Source organism: Corynebacterium sp. MSK122 (assembly GCF_030229435.2).
GTDB lineage: Bacteria > Actinomycetota > Actinomycetes > Mycobacteriales > Mycobacteriaceae > Corynebacterium > Corynebacterium marquesiae.
In genome coordinates, this window is the sequence record NZ_JASPHV020000001.1 from 1 (window position 1) to 18,621 (window position 18,621).

Consider the following 18,621-nt stretch of genomic DNA (forward strand, 5'->3'; position numbering starts at 1 on the left):
GTCGTCCCGTTATAAGAAACATAGGGCCTGCGCCGGCGGACCTTGGCTCGAAGCCCCATTTCGCTCATGAGTTTGTAGACGAGCTTGTGGTTGACCACCCACCCCTGGTTGCGCAGGTCAAGTAGCACTCGTCGGTAGCCGTAGCGATGCTTGTTACGCTCGAAGCTTTCTAAGATCGCGTCTTTGAGCGCAGCGTGCTTATCCGGCTCGCGCAGTCGTTTCTGGTGGTAGAAGAACGTTGATCTCGGCATGCCTGCCGCATCCAAAAGGTATTGCAGACGATGCCGTGACTTGAGGATGACAATCGCCTGAACTTTCAGGCGTGTCCCTGATTCCTCAAGTCCCGCAATTTTTTTAGATATGCGTTTTCCGCTTCCAACCGCGCGATCTGGCGACGCAGTTTCGCTTCCTCCGAGAGCGGCTTCGGCGTGACCGAGCCCTTGGGCCTGCCCTTCGGCTTCGGTTTTAGTGCCTCATCGCCACCATTACGCCATTTCCTCGACCATCCGCTGACCAGATTCTCTGATGACAGGCCAAACTCGCGCGCAAGATTCATCGCTGTCTCACCAGAAAGGTGGCGTTGGACAACTTCCTTCTTGATTTCGAACGAATACTGCTGCTTAGTCGGTTTTTCCACAAGACATAGTCTGCCATGCAGTTTAAACCGACGACAGAGCATACGGGCGGCGTATTTGGAGACACCAAGAGCAGTAGCAGCGGCACGATAGCCCATGCCTTGCTCAAATAGTTCAACCAACTGCTCCCGCTGATGCTCACTCACCAAACTTCGAGCTCTCAATGAAAACTACTCCCCATTAATCGGAAACTAATTTCTCAGTCCAACTAATGGGGAGCAGTTCAATCACAAGCGGGGGCGGGACGGGGTTGGGCGTGGTTGAAGGAAAGACGCCGAGACCTATGCCTCTACGGTGCCCTCGCCGTTGCCGGAAGCGGTAGCAGCGGATTCGCCGGCCTGCTCCTCTTCCTGCTGCTTGAACTGCTTGCGCAGCATAAACAGCTGGCGGACGGTCTCTTCCTTCACGCCATCGTTCATGGCGTTGAACATCTCACCGCCCTCCTTCTGGTATTCCACCAGCGGGTCGCGCTGCGCCATCGCGCGCAGGCCGATGCCCTCCTTGAGGTAGTCCATCTCATAGAGGTGCTCGCGCCACTTCTGGTCAATGATCGGCAGGATGACCATGCGCTCGGTATTGCGCATCTGCTGCTCGCCGCCAATGGCGGTCACAGACTCTTCGAGCTTGTCGTACTCATTATTGGCGTCCTGTACCAAGGCGTCGCGAAGCTGCTCAGCAGAAAGCTCACCCGGGGAACCATACTCGGAGCCTTCCACCAGCTCCTCATGTGAAATGGTGGGGCCGTAGAGGGAATCCAACGCATTCCACAGCGCGTCCAAATCCCAGTCCTCCACGTAGCCGGTGGCGGTAGCGCCGGCGACATAAGCGGACACGGTGTCATCGATCATGCCGCGAATATTGTGCTGAATATCGCCGGCATCGAGGATGTCGTGGCGGGTAGCGTAGACCACCTTGCGCTGCTCGTTGAGCACCTCGTCGTACTTAAGGACGTTTTTACGCATCTCAAAGTTCTGGTTCTCCACCTGCGCCTGGGCGCCCTTGATGGAGTTGGAGACCATCTTGGCTTCGATGGGGACATCGTCCGGCACATTGAGGCGGTTCATCATGTTCTCCATGGACTGGCCCACGAAGCGCACCATCAATTCATCGCGCATGGACAGGTAGAAGCGGGTCTCACCCGGGTCACCCTGGCGGCCAGTACGACCACGCAGCTGGTTATCAATGCGGCGGGACTCGTGACGCTCGGTACCCAGCACGTAGAGGCCACCGGCCTCGCGCACCTGGTCACCCAGCTTCTGGGAGCGCTCCCTCTCGGAATCGATTTCTGCTTCCCAGGCCTCCTGGTACTTCTCTTCATCCTCGAATGGATCGAGGCCGCGCTCACGCAGCTTCTCATCGAGGATGACCTCAGGGTTGCCACCGAGCACGATATCGGTACCACGGCCGGCCATATTGGTAGCCACAGTGACGGTGCCGGGGCGGCCCGCACGGGCGATGATCTGACCCTCTTCCTCGTGGTGCTTAGCGTTGAGCACGTTGTGCTTAATGCCGCGCTTAGACAGCAGCTGGGACAGGTACTCGGAGCGCTCCACGGAGGTGGTACCGACCAGAACCGGCTGGCCGGACTCGACGTGCTCGGCAATATCGTCCACTACAGCGGCGAACTTAGCTTCCTGCGTCTTGTAGATGCGGTCGGAGTGATCGGCACGCTGATTCGGCTTATTGGTAGGAATCGGCACCACATCTAGGCCATAGATGGAGTGCAGCTCGGCAGCCTCGGTTTCTGCCGTACCGGTCATGCCGGAGATCTTCTCGTACAGGCGGAAGTAGTTCTGCAGGGTAACGGTAGCCAGGGTCTGGTTCTCGTTTTTGATCTCCACCTGCTCCTTGGCCTCAATGGCCTGGTGCATGCCCTCGTTGTAGCGGCGTCCGGCCAGCACGCGGCCGGTGAAGCCGTCCACGATCATGACTTCGCCATTGCGAACGATGTAGTCCTTGTCGCGGGTGAAAAGCTCCTTGGCCTTCAGGGCGTTGTTCAGGTAGGACACCAGCTGGGAGTGCTCGGGGGCGTAGAGGTTATCGATGCCGAGCTGATCCTCGACGTATTCCACGCCCTCCTCCAGCACGCCGATGGTGCGCTTCTTGTGGTCCACCTCGTAGTGGATGCCTTCGCGCATGCGCGGTGCTAGCTGAGCAAAGACGCTGTAGAACTGAGAGGAACCGTCAACCGGGCCGGAGATAATGAGTGGGGTACGGGCTTCATCGATAAGGATCGAGTCAACCTCGTCCACGATGCAGAAGTTGTGGCCGCGCTGGACCACATCATTAAGGGAGCGGACCATGTTATCGCGCAGGTAGTCAAAGCCCAGCTCATTATTGGTGCCGTAGGTAATGTCGCAATCGTAGGCAGCCTTGCGCTCTGGCGGGCGCATCTCAGACAGGATGACGCCCACGGACAGACCAAGCCAGCGGTGGACACGGCCCATCATCTCGGCGTCGCGCTTTGCCAAGTAATCGTTAACGGTCACGATGTGGACGCCCTTGCCATCAAGAGCGTTGAGGTAGGCGGGCAGCAGCGAGGTCAGGGTCTTTCCCTCACCGGTGCGCATCTCGGCGACGTTGCCGAAGTGCAGGGCCGCACCGCCCATGATCTGCACGCGGTAGTGCTTCTGATCGAGGACGCGCCAAGCAGCCTCACGGACGGTGGCAAAAGCCTCGAGCAAGATGTCATTCATCTCCTCGCCGTCTCGCAGGCGAGTCTTAAACTCGTCGGTCTTTGCCTTAAGCTCGTCGTCCGAAAGCTCCGCGTACTTATCCTCAAGGGCAATTACATCGTCTGCCATTTTGCCCAGGCGCTTGACCGTACGGCCCTCGCCCGCGCGCAGCAGCTTGGAAAGTCCAAACACGGTTAGTTAGTCCTTCTAGTCGCGACAATAAAGTTAACTCGTCGCTATTGTACTCACTCGCTTTCACAAAGCATCTCCCGCCTAGCACCTAGGGCAAGCGCACAGCCTCCGTTCAGCCTGTATATCCCCCGGAACCTGCTTGCCGGCGCCCCTCTCCTAACCACAAATTCGGCCCTGCTGCATACACGCAGCAGGGTCATTAACTAAGAGAAGTAGAAGCTTCTTTAAGCTTCAGCGTCTTCCGATAGGGAGATAATGCCGTAGTCGTAGGCGTGGCGGCGATAGACCACGGACGGCTTATTGTTCTCCTCATTAATAAAGAGGAAGAAGTCGTGGCCCACCAGCTCCATCTCGCTCAAGGCATCATCCACGCTCATCGGGGTAGCCGGGTGCTCCTTAGTACGCACGATCTGGCCTGGTCGAACGTCCTCCACTGTCTCAGCATAAGGGTCAACGTAGCGCTCTTCCTTGGCGCGCTCAGCCTCGGCTTGGGCCACCATCTCAGCAGCAATCTCACCGGTGCCCTTTTGCGCCCGGTGACCACTCTTGACGTTTTCACGGCGCACCTTCACCTTGCGCAGGGAGCGCTCCATCTTACCCAAGGCGGTTTCAAGCGCTGCGTAGAAGGAATCTTCCTTGGCTTCGGCGCGGGCAATGTGCCCCTTACCGGTAGCGGTAATCTGAATGCGCTCCGCTTCGGAGTCACGGCGCGGGTTTGGTTCGTGCTGTAGCTCCACATGGAAGAAGGTCAGGGTGGGGTCAAGGCGTTCAATCTTGGCCAGCTTGTCGTTAACTCGCTCTTGGAAGTGTTCGGGAACCTCGACGTTGCGGCCCGTAATCGTTACCTGAGCTTTGTTTGGCTGGGACATTGAGATGCCTCCCTTGAGTAGTGGGGACTAGAATCAATCACAGTAACTATCTCTCTGTGACACTCCTCATGATAGCACTGGTTATGACCTGAGAGGGTGGATTTTCAATCCGCTCCCCCACCTCGAGGGTAGGTACCGGCCCTATCTAGGCATCCGCAAAGACCAATGCCCCGCAGACTTCTACACCCGCGGCCTGCAGGGCGGCGATGCTCGCGGCGAGGGTGGCACCGGTGGTAATGACGTCGTCGGCAAGCAATACAGGGACCTGCGCAATTGGGGTGCGCACGCGAACTCGGCCCTGCAGGTTTGCCCACCTATCCTGGGCATTGAGCTCGGACTGGTCCGCGGTGGACTGGCCCATGGTAAGCGCCGCGCACACGCCCACGCGCTGGTGCTGCGCCGCGGCATGACACACAGCGGACACCGGATCGCCCCCGCGTGCCCGCGCCGAACGCGGCCGAGTAGGCGCGGGAACGAGGGTGAACTCGCGCGGAATATCGCCGCGGGCGCTCAGATGGGCCAACCCAGCCGCGAAGACGGCGCCCACGTACTCGCGAACCGGCTGATTGCCTCGTTCCTTCATGCCAATAATGATGCGGCGACGAATATCGGAATAAGGGCCGAGAGCATAGACAGGCGCGCCCAGTAGCCGGGGTCGTGCCACCATGTAGGGCAGCTGCCGCAAGTGATCGCGGCACTGTGGGCACAAAACCTCACCCGGCGCGCCGCAGCCAGCGCAGGCACGCGGAAAAATAAGTTCCCCCAAGCTCATACTCGCCTCTCCCCAGCCGCGCAGGCCCTCTGGCGGCTAATTAGAAACGATAGGGGAAGAACGCCGGCCCTGCAGGCCGGAGACCTCGCGCCAGTTGGTTTCGTCCATGACGGTGGAAGGAAGCTCAAGCATGGCGTGAGAATCAGTAATAAAGAGCTTGGTAGGCGAGGTTGCCACGGCCACCACAGGGGCGGTGATATTGCCGGTAGGCATGGTCGAAGCCGAGGAACCATCCTGCTCGATGCGCCATACGGGCGACTGACTTGAGGAAGTGCCAACGATGAGCGAGCCATCCGCATTCCAGTCCAGCGAAAGTGCCGAGCCGGATACTTCGGGGCCTACCTCGCGGGCGTTGACGATGCGCTCATCACCGCTGCTGGATTGAGCAACGGCCGCGATATACACGTGTCCATCAATAATCATGGCCACGCGCGCACCGCTATGGGACAAGCGGATAACGGAGATTTCGCCCTCAATATCGTCGATGCTGCGGGCATCCACTTCGGATTCGGTGATGCGGCCTGTAGTCTTGGAGCGCACCACGCGCACGATGCGATCGCCATCGACCACGGTCCAGGCGGCTTGCCCGTTGTACTCGAAGGTCGGTCGTGCCAGTGTGGGTCCGTCCACCGAATCCTGCAGCTGGCCGTCAAGCTCGCCTATCTGCAGAGAAAAGTCATTATTAGACTTGCGGCGCACGGCCGCAACAAGGCCGCTATCGGCAACATCCACAGATTGCACGTCACCACTGCTGCCCAGCGTGGAATCCACGTGCTCGGCCACACCATCGTCTACCTCGAGCAGGTTGCCCTCATTGAGGGCGTAGAGCTTAGACAAAGAGGTGCTGCTTTCCTCCGGGTTATAGTCCGCGAAGTCATCCACGCTCAGGCTATCCATGCCCTCCACCAAGTCACCGCCATCGGCCTTGACCTTGAAGGGCCCGGTATGGCCGGCTTCCGTAAGCGTCCACACCAACTGGGCCGCAAAGAGCGTGCGATCACGGGAGTCCAGGTCAGCAAGGCCCTCGAATTGGTAGCCCTGTTCGCGGTCATAGCCGGCGAAGGTGACCTTCTCCCCCGCTGCCCGGCGGGTAGCGGGCGCAATGCTAGCTGAAGGTCCCTCCATCAACAGCGTAAGGAGCGTCGACTCCGATTGTTCGCCACCCTTATACAGCCAGCGACGGTCTGGAACCAGCACATCGTTGCTCTGCTTAAAGAAGTACAGCGATTGCGGGGTGTAGTGATTGCGCATTTCATTGCGCTCCATTACTACTCCGGCCGGCAAACCATCGACGCGCCATCTATCGTCTTGCATCTTCATGTAGATGACGGCCTCGTAGCCCTCATTTTCCGGCACGTACGCACCGCCGGATTTAAGGCGGCCGATGATGGTGCCGCGCACCGTGAAGGCACGCTCATTATCCCTCGAGCTTTGCTTACTAGCGGGCGCGGTAACGATGTCCAAGCTATCGACCACCATCACATCGCCGCTGGCGTCCCAGGCTTCGCGGGCGTTATCGGTCAGAAAGCCGCGCGCGACCTCATGGTCGTTTCCCGGCACGGCGGAAGCCTGGTAGAAATCGCGCAACGTCAAGTCCGGGTCATCGCCGGGTTGCGGTGCAATGACTCCTTCCGAGCCTTCCGGTTGCTGCTGGTAGGTACCGACTACTTGCGGACCGGTGTTATTCGGCAGGGTGGAACAACCGCTGACAAAAAGCACGGCCGCTGCGGTGCCGACAACTGCGGTCTTGCGATACTTCGCTCTCAACACGCTTATTTCCTCCTGCCCTCAAAGTCCGGAGCCTTATAGGCGCGCCTGTCCGGGGCGGCCGCGCCGCGGTTAAGCTCACGTTCCGAAGGCCAGAGGATGCCATCGCCTTCTACCTCACCATCGGTGTCCCTGTCACTCTTCTCGACGTGCGGTGAGCTCATGCCGGATGAAATGGCCGGCGTTGCAGAAACGGGCCCGCCATCCGGCTCGGTGGCGCCAGGGCCCGGTGCTTCTGCAGCTGCAGCATCGGGTTCTGGTCGCGATTCTGCCAGCTCACTACCATCCGCAGTGCTGGTGACGGGTGCGCCGGGAATCTCCACAGCGATGGGAGCCTCGCCCACCTCGGTATTCGGGGTGCGTGGAATAATGAGGCGGAAGCGAGAACCAAATCCCTCGTAGCCGGTGGCATCTAGCGTGCCGCCGTGCAGGACGGCATCCTCGCGGGCGATAGCCAGGCCCAAACCGGTGCCGCCAGAATGGCGTTTGCGGGAAGAATCCGCACGCCAGAAGCGGTTGAAAACCAGCTCTTCCTGGCCAGGTTTTAAGCCCACGCCATGGTCCGTAACGGTAACGCCCACCGCAGTATCCGTGGCTGCGACGTCTACCGCCACTGGATTGCCCTCCGAGTGGTCAATGGCATTGGCCAGAAGGTTGCGCAAGATGCGCTCAAGGCGGCGGGAATCGGCCTCGACTCCGATGCGCTCCTCCGGCAGGTTGAGCTGGACCTCCACGTCGAGCTCGCGGGCCAAATGCTCCACCTGCCCGTAGGCCGCCTCCACACACGAGCGCAGATCAATGGCTGCCGTAGACAAATCCGCCACACCAGCATCGTGGCGAGAAATCTCCAGCAAGTCCGCGAGCAATTCCTCGAAGCGGTCGAGTTCGCTCGACATCAAGCGGGAAGCGCGCTGGGCGCCGTACGGCAGGCTATCGCTCTCCGCCTCAATCATGTCCGCGGCCATGCGCACGGTGGTCAATGGGGTGCGCAGCTCATGGGAGACGTCAGAAGTAAACTGCCGCTGCAAATCGCCGTACTCCTCCAGCTGTGCAATTTGGGAGGAAAGCTTATCGGCCATGTTATTGAAGGACGCGGCCAAGCGACCCATCTCATCATCGCTATCGACGGCCATGCGCTCCTTCAAATGACCCGCCGCCAAGCGCTGCGCAATGCGCGAGGCCGAGCGAATTGGCGTAATTACCTGCTGGGTAGCTAGCCAGGCAATGCCCACCAGCAGCACCACGACGACCACACCGGCCGCCGAAAGCAGACCGCGCATCAACGCCATGGTGGATTCTTCCGATTCCATGGACAACGCCAGGTAGACCTGCGTATGGGGAATATCGGTATCGGTAGGCGTGCCTACCAGCAAAGCGTTGTAGTAATCACCATTTTCGCGCGGCGCCGGGAAATACTGCTGCGCAATCTGGCCTTGATCCACCATCTCCCGCAACTGATCCGGCACCGGGAAATCCTCGGGCGAAGTGGTAACAGAGCCATCCTGGTTTTCCACCACGATGACTGGCTCATAGACCGTCTGGGTATCGCCCTGCTGGGCGGAGAGCTGGCCCAACGCAGCACGCGCAGAGTTGATGCGTACCTGCACCGAATTGGCGGAACTGGTGGCATCAATCTGCTGTTCCACAGCCGTGCGGGCGCGCTCCAGCTCCTGTTGGGCCACGTCTTCTTTCTGGCTGACCAGGCGTTGGGTAAGCACGGACACCAGCGCGTAGGCCAAGATGATCATGACCACCGAGGAGGCGACCAAGATCATGCCAATGACGCGCGCCTGCAAAGAGGTGCGCCACGTTGTAATGAAGGCGTCTCGAATGCGCCTTAGACGCTCAATGATGCCGATGATCCTTACTCCCCGGCGCCGGCCTTGCCGGTCTTATACCCCACGCCGCGCACGGTCAGCACAATCTGCGGATCTTCCGGATCGTGCTCGATCTTGGCACGCAGGCGCTGGACGTGCACATTTACCAAGCGGGTATCAGAAGCATTGCGATAGCCCCACACGGATTCCAACAGCGATTCACGCGTGTGTACCTGGCCGGGGCGGCGCGCCATCTCCAGCAGCAGGTCAAACTCCAGCGGGGTCAGGTTCAGCTCGGTGCCATCGGTGCGGCGAACAGTATGTTCCGGCACATCAATGACAAGGTCCGCAACCTCCAGGATTCCAGATTCCGCAGAATCGGTGCGACGCAGGCGCGCACGGATGCGAGCGATGAGTTCCTTGGGCTTGAATGGCTTGGTGATGTAATCATCTGCGCCGGATTCAAGGCCGAGTACCACATCAACCGTATCGGTCTTGGCGGTCAGCATAACGATGGGCACGGAGGATTCACGGCGGATGGCACGGCAAATATCTACGCCGTTCATGCCCGGAAGCATGAGGTCCAACAGGATGAGGTCCGGCTCGTGCTGCTCAAAGGCAGGCACGGCGTCATTGCCGTCCATGACCGGAATGGGCTTGAGTCCCTCGGACTCGAGCACTATGGTCAGCATCTCTGAGATAGCCGGATCGTCATCGACAACCAAAATCTTGGGCGCCACGTTTTATTCTCCTACAAGGTCTTTTATCGCTGAAATAATAGTATCCGCATCGGCGGTAGCGATCCAGCGTCCACCCCAGCCCGCATCCGCTAGGCGCCGGTAGGCCGCAGCAGTGCGTTCTTGCAACCCGCCATCGCGTTCGTAACGGTCGCGTTCCCGGCTGGCGTCCGCTTGGGCTCGTGCCTGCGCTCTTTCCGACGCCACCTCTACCGCCGTATCCAAATACACTTGCAGGTCCGCCTGCGGCAGGCTGAGGGTGCCAAATTCCAGATCGTGCACCCACTCCATCACCGCATCGTCTTCGAGCCGCGCCGCCGAATACGCCGCATTGGAGGCCACGTAACGATCTAGGAGCACCACAGTGTCAGATTCCTTGGCGCGCTGCAGCTGGTCCTTAACGCCATAGCGATCCAACGCGAATAGCGTCGCCATGGCATAAGCCGAATCCGTGAGGTCGCCCATCTTTCCATAGAGTGCCTTCTGCGCTAGCTGCGCGTGAATCGAATCTGCATAGCGCGGAAAGGCAATAACCTCTACGGGCCGGTCCAACGACTCCTTGAGTGCGGAGACCAACGTATTTTTACCGGCACCGTCGATTCCTTCAATGCTGATCAGCATAGGTGTGGGCTATCTTCCCTTCTGTTATTTCATCCGCGGGGCCGCTGTCTCGCGACCGCTGCCGCAGGCAGCAGGTTCGGCTTAGGACAGGGCCTCAATGAAAGGCTCGAGGTCATATTCTTCCTCGACGTTTTCGAGCACCTCGAGGGCATTTTCCGTCAAGGTCTCGCTGCCAGAGCCCACCAGTTCCCTAATATAGGGGTAGTCTTCGACAACTTCGCCCGCGCTAAAGGGCGCACCAGCCCAAATGGCAGCAATGGTGGCCGCCGCTTGAGCATTCTGTTCCTCTTCTTCGCTGAGTTCTGGTTTGCTGTGTGCGACCTCGCAGGCATCCTCGACGGCGCGAATTACCCCTTCTTCATCGAGGTTTGCCATCTCGTCCAAGAAATCGACGTTAAGGTCCGTGCTGAAAATATTTTCGTCCCAAGTACTCACTTTTTGACTCCTTCGGTGCTTTCAGCGCCATTTATACACGCTTTCTTGGCGAAAGAAAGCAGACGATGAAAAGGTTTGCATGGCCTTCTACGCCCGCGGACTGCCTTTTTGTTTACTTATCACAGAATTGCGACGCCGTCGCAATGTTTCCCAAACATGATAGTCTCGTTACCAACTTGTTACCGGGGCGCTGTATCGCCCTCCCCCCTTGGGCTGTAACGGCCCGCCTCGTAGAAAGGACAGCCACGATGAAGCCAGATTCGCGCCGCGTCTACGTGTTCATTGTGGCCGGACTGATCGCCGCGGCCGTCGTCGGAGTCGCCGTCTGGCGTATGAGCTCGCCGAGTGCCAACTATTCCAATGCCGCGGATCAGTCCGCGACCACCTCCGTCTCCCCGACCCACACCGCAGCCGAGGAGACCACCACTTCTTCCACGGACCGTTCACCTTCAAAGCAGCACTCCACGCATGCTACGAGTTCCACCGCCTCGTCCGGTGATGCCAAGCACCAGCAGCCTCACAACAACGATCCGTTTCTCGCCCCTAATGCGGTCATGCGCCCACAGGCAGCAACCCAGCCCACCAAGGTATACCGCCCGGAGAATATCTCCCCGCAGGGCACCTCCCCGCAAGGCAATAACACCACCCAAGGTGGTCAAGGTACCGGCCAGGGCAATCAGCGTCTGACACCCGATTACCCGAGTAACCAGAACGGCTCGCAGTCTACGGGCGCCCCGCAGAACAACCAGGGCGGCACCACCCCGCCGACCACCACTGCCCCGTCTACCCCACAGCCCTCACCTGAGGCGCCTGGCGTGCAAGATAACTCGGGCAAGGATTCCGACACCTCAGTCCAAGAACCAGCCGGCACGGAGCAACACGAGGCCGAGAAGGCGGAGCAAGAACAGCTCTCCGGCCATGTCGCTGCAGAGCGACCTTCCGCCGATCAGAACCAAGAGCCAACCGACCTGGTGCCAACCAAGCAGGCACCTGCCACAGCCCAGCAGGCTCCGAACGAAGCGACGCCTTCGCGCTAATTCGGAGCCGGTTCTCGCCGTAGACGAACAAAGCAAGCACGTTTCCTCGATTCTAAAGGCAGAAAATCGAGGAAACGTGCTTGCTTTGTATGCGCAGGAATGCGGTCATTACGACGCAGCCACAATGTGCACTTGAAAATTGAAGGAACCGGCCGAAATGCGGCCGTAACGAAGACTGAAAAGCACGCTTCGCTTGAAACCAAAGGGCGGCGGCGAAGCGTGCTCGCGTGGGCTAAACGCGGACTAGGCGCGGGCGACGAAGAGATCCGCGGCGTCGGATTCCGCAGTAGCGGTAACAAGACCCTCGGAGGCTGGCAGCCAGACTGCCTGGCCTGGGGTCGCGGTGAGGGTCTTGCCCGCAGCGTCGGTAAAGGTTGCGGAACCTGCGGTACACAGGGCGATGGTCGGGCCGTCGTAATCAAGATCCACAAAAGACGAACCGGTGAGCTCCACGCGGTCTAGCAGGAATTCCTCGATGGGTACCGGGTACGACCATGCGGCAGCATCGTGGACATTGTCTTGGGCGGACTTATCTTGTTGTTGCACTCGCGGCTCGTCGGCAGCGGCGTAAGTCAAGACCTTGACCAGCTCTGGAACGTCCACGAACTTAGGCGTCAGGCCACCGCGCAACACGTTATCGGAGTTCGCCATGATCTCCACGCCGAGGCCAGAGACATAGGCGTGGAGCTGACCGGCATCTAGGTAGACGGCCTCGCCGGGTGAGAGCTCGATGTGGTTGAGCAGCAATGCGCCCAGCACACCGATATCGCCTGGGTAGCGCTGGTTGAGATCCAACACCGTGGACATAACGCGGGACTTCCAATCGGCCGGGTCCGCAGCTATCAGGCGCTCGCCGGCGGCAACAATGGCGGAAATGAGCTCCTTGCGCTTGGCAGAGGGAATGGTAATCCACGTGGTGAAAAGGACGCGCAGGTTGGCGGACTCGGTGGTTGCCGAGGGGTCGTCGTCAAGCATGGCAACGTAGTGGTCCAGCTCAGGGCACTCAAGGGCGGCAAAAAGCTCGCGGGTGCGCGCCAAGGGGCGGAAGCCGGCCATGGCATAGAAATCCGTGAGCGCGACAATGAGCTCGGGCTTGTGATTATCGTCCTTGTAATTGCGATTAGACGCGGTGAGTTCGATCCCGGCGGCGTTTTCGCGGGCAAAGCCCTCTTCTGCCTGCGCCTTTGACGGGTGCGCCTGCAAGGACAGCGGCTCCTCGGCCGCAAGCACCTTGAGGAGGAAGGGCAGGCGCTCGCCGTACTCGGCAGATACGCGGCTACCTAGCTGCCCTGCCGGATCCTCTGCAATGACCTCATTGAGCAGTCGGCCATCCACCGTGGAAGGGTCGCCGGGGTGGGCGCCGAACCACAGCTCTGCGACGGGCTTATCGGCATCGGGCTGGCCCTGCAGGTGCGGGATAAGGGTACGCGAGCCCCAGGAATAGTTGCGGGTGGCGCTGTGCAACAGCTGCATGTGTTTCTATCCTTTAGAAATCTCGTAGGCGGTCGCGGCAAAACTCCGCGTAATAAGCTGCAGTGAGCGGGCAAGGTGCCCCAAGCCCGGCTCCGAGTCGATGCTGCGCACTGCAAGCGAGTTGGGCAGGTTCGCCTCTTCCTGCCCCCAGAAAACCACCTTCAAGGGTACCAAAGCACCCTCGGCACCATCGCCATCAATGAAGGGGTCATAAAAGAGATCATTGGCCGGGGAACTATCAGAATCCCGATCGAGCGCGCGGCGCAATTCGGCTGGGTCCACATAAGCACTCGGCAGGCCGTGTACGGCCCAGATGGTCGCGGCCATGCGGGCCACGAGGGCATCGAGCTGCACGTGCTCGCGACGCTCAGAATAAGAGTACGGGTCGAGCACACAGGAATGGATGATGCGGGCGCCGTCGATAAACTCACGCAATTGGCGGCCCGGATTGGTGGTGGCATCGCGCTCGGGAGAAAGCTGTGCAAGCTCGCGGTCCACGGCCGCAGCGAGGTCCTCGAGGGTTTCCGTCACCGCGATCGGGCCCTGATAGAGCAGGCAGCACAGTGCATGCAGGGCGGCAATGCTGCGCGCGGGCGAGTTCCCCTCGGCCGTCGGTAAGCAAGGGGCGACGAGCGTATCCTCCGGGCAGTCCTCCACCAGTGGGCCCTTGGCCGGCCCGATGAGCACGGTGGTGGCCCCGCGCTGGCTGGCAGTAATGAGGGCGCGCGACGCCCAGTCGCACTCGTCGGGCTCGCCGACGACCACCACCACGTCCAGCGCCCCCACGTAACGCGGGAGCGATTCGGTCACCACAATCGGGATTCGCAGCGGCTCGGCTAGGCCGACGCCTAGGTGGGCGGCTTGGCGGGCAATCGCATCGGTGGGGATAATGACCAGCGAACGGGGATTGAGACCACTGAGCGCCTCACCCCAGCGCTCCACTTCTCCGGCCACAAGGCGGATTTGGGCGCCTTCGTGCGCCACATCAAAAAAGCGCACGGTTTCGGCATCATAATTACCGGTATCCATGTGGCCCAAGCATAGTCGGGCGCCCACTAAGATGAAGTCCTATGACTTCCGCACAGATCCATCCCGTTACCCTGATTGGCGGCGGCCCCGGCGCGTGGGACCTCATTACCGTGCGCGGCATGCGCGCCCTGCAGGAAGCAGAGGTTATTCTTGCCGATCACCTGGGACCTACGGCGCAGCTCGATAAGCTGTGTGATATTTCTTCCAAAGAGCTTATTGACGTCTCTAAGCTCCCCTATAAGAAGTCAATCTCGCAGGAAAAGATCAACGAGCTGCTTATCGAGCACGCCCGTGCTGGCCGCAAGGTGGCCCGCCTTAAGGGGGGCGATCCCTTCGTCTTTGGGCGCGGTTTTGAAGAAGTGCAAGCGCTAGCGGAAGCGTCTATTCCCGCCACGGTCATTCCGGGCGTGACCTCCGCCATTTCCGTTCCCGCGGCCGTGGGCATCCCGGTAACTCAGCGCGGCATCGTCCACGGATTCACGGTGGTATCCGGCCACCTGCCGCCCGGCCATGAGAAGTCCTTGGTGGACTGGGCAGCGCTCGCCCGCTCTGGCGCCACGCTCGCGGTCATCATGGGTGTGAAAAATGCCCCTGCGATTGCCAGTGCGCTAATCGACGCCTCCCTCTCCCCCTCTACTCCCTGCGCCGTCATCCAAGAAGGCACGCTTTCTACCGAGCGCGCCTACCGTTGCACCTTGGGCACTCTGGCGCAAACGATGGCCGAGCACGAGATCTCCGCGCCGGCGGTCTACGTCATCGGCGAGGTGGCCGGGCTCTAGCGGCCAGTAGGAAGCGGGTTTTCGGCGCCCGCAAGCCAACTTTTGGCCGTGTTCTCCCTCGGCGGGGCCACCATTCGACCTTTATTGTGGCCAAAGGTCGCGGTGAAAGCACTACGTCCGGTCCGCGGCGGGGCTTTCAGGCGCCTTGTCCTGCACGATGGCGACGCCGGACCGGCGCGAACCGTGGACGCGGTGGGCGGCGACGCGCTCCGGATAATCAGGCGCATGGAAATCAGCATGAGCGGCTTCCTCGGCGTTTTCGGCTTCCAATTCCGCCGCACGTGCACGCCTGGTGCGCAGCGCGCCACGGATGGTGGCGGCCACACCAGCCGCGACCACGACGGCGACGAACGCCGGGGTGATTGCTGAAGGCACTGCCCAGCCGAAGTACGTCTCGGCGCCACCAATGACCTTGCTGATATTGAGGCTCACGATGGCCGTGCCGACGAGTCCGCCGAGCAAGACGGGGTTGATGCGGGAGATAAGCCACGCGGCGATGGGCGCGGTGATGGCGCCACCGATGAGCAGGGCGATGACTGCGGCTAAGTTGGCGACGATATCGTGCCAGAGCCCGACGATAAAGCCTGCGGTAGCGCCAAAGGTCACTAGAAACTCAGCGGCATTGACCGTACCCACAATGCGGCGCGGCTGCTCGCGGCCGATGGCCATGAGCGTTGAAGTCGACACTGGACCCCAGCCGCCGCCACCGGTGGAATCGACGAATCCGCCCACAAGGCCAAGGCCGGCGAGAAACGGCGTGGAGTGGGTGCGCTTATAGGCGGAGCCACGGCGGCGCGGTTGGGAGAAACGCCAAATGAGGTTGGCGCCGATGCCGACCAAGATGAGTGCGGTCACCGGCGCGGCCGCCGCGGTGGAGATATTCGACAGCAACGTAGCGCCCAAAAAGGCTGCGATCCCGCCCGGCACGCCCAGTCGGACCACGGTTTTCCAATCCACGTTGCCGAAACGCGCGTGGCTCAATCCGGAGATGGCCGTGGTGCCTAGCTCGGCGGTATGGACGACGGCCGACGCCTGCGCGGGACCAAGGCCCGCCAACAACAACATGGTGGTCGACGTGACGCCGAAGCCCATACCGATGCCACCGTCCACGAGGTTTGCGGCCGCACCGGCGAGCGCGATCAGGATGAGAGTTAACATGGCGCGAACACCTCCTGTGCGACACCGCGGGCGTGGTGAAAGCGATCTGCGACGAGGCCTGCGAGGTCGGTGCCTAGCGGACGGTCGACGGTCGCGGGTACGCCCGCCAACCGGTCCAAGAGCAGGCCTTCGGTCACGAAGAGCGGGATCACGCGTACACAGGCGGGGTCTTTATGCTCGCGGCACAGGGACTCAATCCCTTCGCGGCCACCGCGGGTGGCAAACTCCACCGAGATGGGCACGCCGGTGAGCGTGAAGGTGCGGTGGGCGAGCTCACGGATGGCATCATTCGCCGTGGAATCGGAGGAACCAACGGAATAGATGACCACATGGGCATCGCCAGGCCGGGTACGGGAGGCGAGCACGCGGGCGAGGTCCTCGCCGGTGCCGAGCCCAGGGGCGAGGTGGAGGGAAAGGTGGGAGGTTTTGGAGGCGTCGGCAAGCGCGCGCGGGACGTCCACGCGCTGGTGGTAGCCCTGGGTAAAAAGCAGCGGAACTACCACGGCCTCGGTCTCCCCTAGCTGGGCGAGCTCGAGCGCGGCCGTGGTGAGGTCAGGCTCGTTGAATTCCAGGTGCGCCGCGCGGGCTGGGCGCAGACCCGCGGCCTGGGTCAGGCGCTCAATGCCGGCCGCGGCGCCTGGGTGCCGCGAACCGTGGGACAGGGTAATAAGTGCGGGCATGGAGACATCCTTAAGCCTTCGGCGCCGTGGAGTGTCCGCGGCGGGCAAGCGAGCGCTTTAGGGCCTCATTGGATGACACGGCCGGTGCGGGGGCTACCGGGGCATCGTCTTGGCCGTGAAAGCGCACGGAGAAAATCCGCAGGCACTCCTGGCACTTCCAGGCAAAGTCATCTTCCTCATCCGGGAAGAGGTCGGTGCCGGCGCAATAAGGGCAGAAGCTGGGATGGTTGCGGTTGGGGTTGGGCTGGCGGCGAAAATTCACTGCAGGTCCTCCTCCTTGGCACGCAAGACCCAGTGGCGGAATTGCTCGCCTTCCTCGCGCTGTTCTTTGTATTTATTGACCAAGCGAATGACGTACTCGGGCACCTCATCGGCGACGACCTTGTGGCCGCGCAGCTTGCGGCCCCAATCCGGGGACAGGCCAAGGGCGCCGCCCAGGTGGACCTGGAAGCCCTCGACACGGTTGCCTTCGGAATCGGTAACAATCTGGCCCTTCAAGCCGATGTCCGATACCTGCGAACGCGCACAGGCGTTGGGGCAACCGTTGAGCGCGATGGAAATCGGCACGTCCAAATCGCCCAAGGTGTCTTCCAGGATGTCGACCAACTCGATGGCGCGGGCCTTCGTGGTCACGTGCGCGAGCTTGCAGAACTCTAGGCCGGTGCAGGAAATGACGCCGCGGCGGAATTCGGAGGGCTGGGAGTACAGGCCGGTTTCATCGAGCGCGCGGGAGAGCGCCGGAATGTCTTCTTCCGCCACATCGAGGAAGAGCAATTCCTTCATCGGGGTGGTGCGGATGCGGCTGATGCCGAACTTTTCGGCCACGTCCGCAATGGCGATGAGCTGCTCGCCGGTGGCGTGGCCTACGGTGGGTTTTACGCCGACGTAGAACTTGCCGTCTTTCTGGCGGTGCACGCCAAGGTGATCGCGAGAGCCAGGCTCGACCTCCAGTGGGACGCCATCCAACAGCGGCTTGTCCAGGTATTCCTCCTCTAGCACTTGGCGGAACTTTTCGATGCCCCACTTGGCTACCAAGAACTTCAGGCGGGCACGGTTGCGATTGCGACGGAAGCCGTAGTCACGGAAGATGCCGACTACACCGGCCCAGACCTCTGGCACGCGCTCTAAGGGAACCCAAGCGCCGAGGGACTGCGAGAGCATCGGGTTGGTGGACAGGCCGCCGCCAACGAAGCAATCGAATCCCGGACCGTACTCTGGGTGGTTCACGCCCACGAAGGCAACGTCTTGAATCTCGTGGGTAACGTCTTGGCGAGCGTTGCCGGAAATAGCGGTTTTGAATTTGCGCGGCAGGTTATGGAATTCCTCGCGCGGCAGGTAGTTATTCTTGATTTCTTCGATGGCTGGGGTGGCATCGATAATCTCGTCCTCGGCCACGCCGGCAACCGGAGAGCCCAAAATGACGCGCGGCACGTCGCCGCAGCCCATGAGCGTGCTCAAACCTACCGACTCGAGCTTGTCCCAAATGGTGGGCACATCCTCGATTTGAATCCAGTGCAGCTGGATATTCTGGCGGTCGGTAAAGTCCGCCGTGGAGCGGGCATAATCGCGCGAGATCTCACCGACGGCGCGCAGCTTGGCAGGATCGGCACGGCCGCCGTCGAAGCGCACGCGCATCATGAAATACTCGTCTTGCAGTTCCGCGTTAGACAGCTTGGAGGTCATCTCGCCGCCCAAGTTCTGGTTGCGCTGAGTATAAAGGCCCAACCACTTGAAGCGAGGGGCTAAGTCATCAGCTGGGATAGAGGAAAATCCCTGCTTGGAATAGATATCGATGACGCGCTGCTTGGCAGAAAGCCCACCGTCTTCCTGCTTAATTACCTCATCATTATTGAGGGGCTCGGTGCCGTCAATCTTCCATTGGCCTTCGGGCTTCTTGGCGCGGGGCGTGCGCTTGGTACTAGTCGCGGTGGTCATGGTGTAGATC

The 18,621-nt window shown here is 60.8% G+C and carries 16 protein-coding genes and 1 pseudogene; 2 read left to right on the plus strand and 15 right to left on the minus strand.

The features are described from left to right. The 9 genes and pseudogenes from QP934_RS00005 to QP934_RS00045 form a co-directional block, all read right to left on the minus strand. Positions 1–753 (minus strand): annotated as a pseudogene (locus QP934_RS00005) (IS3 family transposase); the annotation flags it as partial. A 163-nt stretch (positions 754–916) separates the two neighbouring features. After that, entirely contained in the window at positions 917–3,502 is a 2,586-nt protein-coding gene (gene secA / locus QP934_RS00010) for a preprotein translocase subunit SecA (RefSeq protein WP_337887741.1), read from the minus strand. 224 nt (positions 3,503–3,726) lie between these two features. Further along, entirely contained in the window at positions 3,727–4,371 is a 645-nt protein-coding gene (gene hpf, locus QP934_RS00015; RefSeq protein ID WP_049378762.1) for a ribosome hibernation-promoting factor, HPF/YfiA family, read from the minus strand. A 145-nt stretch (positions 4,372–4,516) separates the two neighbouring features. Next, positions 4,517–5,143: a ComF family protein gene (locus QP934_RS00020; protein ID WP_419126452.1), complete on the minus strand. Its 627-nt coding sequence runs from the start codon at positions 5,141–5,143 to the stop codon at positions 4,517–4,519. Positions 5,144–5,179: 36 nt separating this feature from the next. Next, positions 5,180–6,913, minus strand: a complete 1,734-nt coding sequence (gene lpqB / locus QP934_RS00025) for an MtrAB system accessory lipoprotein LpqB (protein ID WP_419126453.1) — start codon at positions 6,911–6,913, stop codon at positions 5,180–5,182. A 2-nt stretch (positions 6,914–6,915) separates the two neighbouring features. After that, entirely contained in the window at positions 6,916–8,706 is a 1,791-nt protein-coding gene (gene mtrB / locus QP934_RS00030; protein ID WP_419126454.1) for an MtrAB system histidine kinase MtrB, read from the minus strand. A 68-nt stretch (positions 8,707–8,774) separates the two neighbouring features. Continuing rightward, a complete protein-coding gene (gene mtrA, locus QP934_RS00035) occupies positions 8,775–9,467 on the minus strand; it encodes an MtrAB system response regulator MtrA (protein ID WP_419126455.1) in 693 nt (230 codons plus the stop codon). Positions 9,468–9,470: 3 nt separating this feature from the next. Continuing rightward, positions 9,471–10,085 (minus strand): dTMP kinase, encoded by a 615-nt coding sequence (locus QP934_RS00040; RefSeq protein WP_198492663.1) that lies wholly within the window; start codon positions 10,083–10,085, stop codon positions 9,471–9,473. Positions 10,086–10,166: 81 nt separating this feature from the next. Next, positions 10,167–10,520 (minus strand): DUF4259 domain-containing protein, encoded by a 354-nt coding sequence (locus QP934_RS00045; protein ID WP_049378757.1) that lies wholly within the window; start codon positions 10,518–10,520, stop codon positions 10,167–10,169. 248 nt (positions 10,521–10,768) lie between these two features. Here QP934_RS00045 and QP934_RS00050 point away from each other — a divergent pair, with 248 nt between their 5' ends. Further along, entirely contained in the window at positions 10,769–11,557 is a 789-nt protein-coding gene (locus QP934_RS00050; RefSeq protein ID WP_419126456.1) for a hypothetical protein, read from the plus strand. Between the two features lie 243 nt (positions 11,558–11,800). Here QP934_RS00050 and manA read toward each other — a convergent pair whose 3' ends face one another. Both manA and QP934_RS00060 read right to left on the minus strand, forming a co-directional pair. Beyond that, positions 11,801–13,030, minus strand: coding sequence for a mannose-6-phosphate isomerase, class I (gene manA, locus QP934_RS00055; protein WP_419126457.1), 1,230 nt, complete (start codon positions 13,028–13,030; stop codon positions 11,801–11,803). Between the two features lie 6 nt (positions 13,031–13,036). Beyond that, a complete protein-coding gene (locus tag QP934_RS00060) occupies positions 13,037–14,059 on the minus strand; it encodes an exopolyphosphatase (RefSeq protein ID WP_419126458.1) in 1,023 nt (340 codons plus the stop codon). A gap of 41 nt (positions 14,060–14,100) precedes the next feature. Here QP934_RS00060 and cobA point away from each other — a divergent pair, with 41 nt between their 5' ends. After that, on the plus strand, positions 14,101–14,838 hold the full coding sequence (gene cobA, locus QP934_RS00065) for a uroporphyrinogen-III C-methyltransferase (protein WP_337888250.1): 738 nt from the start codon (positions 14,101–14,103) through the stop codon (positions 14,836–14,838). Between the two features lie 111 nt (positions 14,839–14,949). Here the strand turns inward: cobA and QP934_RS00070 are convergent, their stop codons facing one another. From QP934_RS00070 to QP934_RS00085, 4 genes are read right to left on the minus strand one after another with little or no spacing between them, the layout of a single operon-like run. Beyond that, entirely contained in the window at positions 14,950–15,996 is a 1,047-nt protein-coding gene (locus QP934_RS00070) for a sulfite exporter TauE/SafE family protein (protein WP_340419239.1), read from the minus strand. Further along, positions 15,990–16,676, minus strand: coding sequence for a sirohydrochlorin chelatase (locus tag QP934_RS00075; protein WP_419126459.1), 687 nt, complete (start codon positions 16,674–16,676; stop codon positions 15,990–15,992). The genes QP934_RS00070 and QP934_RS00075 overlap by 7 nt, the downstream gene beginning before the upstream one ends. A gap of 10 nt (positions 16,677–16,686) precedes the next feature. Continuing rightward, complete coding sequence (locus QP934_RS00080; RefSeq protein WP_049378751.1) at positions 16,687–16,938, minus strand: hypothetical protein; 252 nt, start codon at positions 16,936–16,938, stop codon at positions 16,687–16,689. Next, a complete protein-coding gene (locus QP934_RS00085; RefSeq protein ID WP_419126460.1) occupies positions 16,935–18,611 on the minus strand; it encodes a nitrite/sulfite reductase in 1,677 nt (558 codons plus the stop codon). Before QP934_RS00085 ends, QP934_RS00080 begins: the two co-directional genes overlap by 4 nt. Positions 18,612–18,621: the final 10 nt, after the last annotated feature.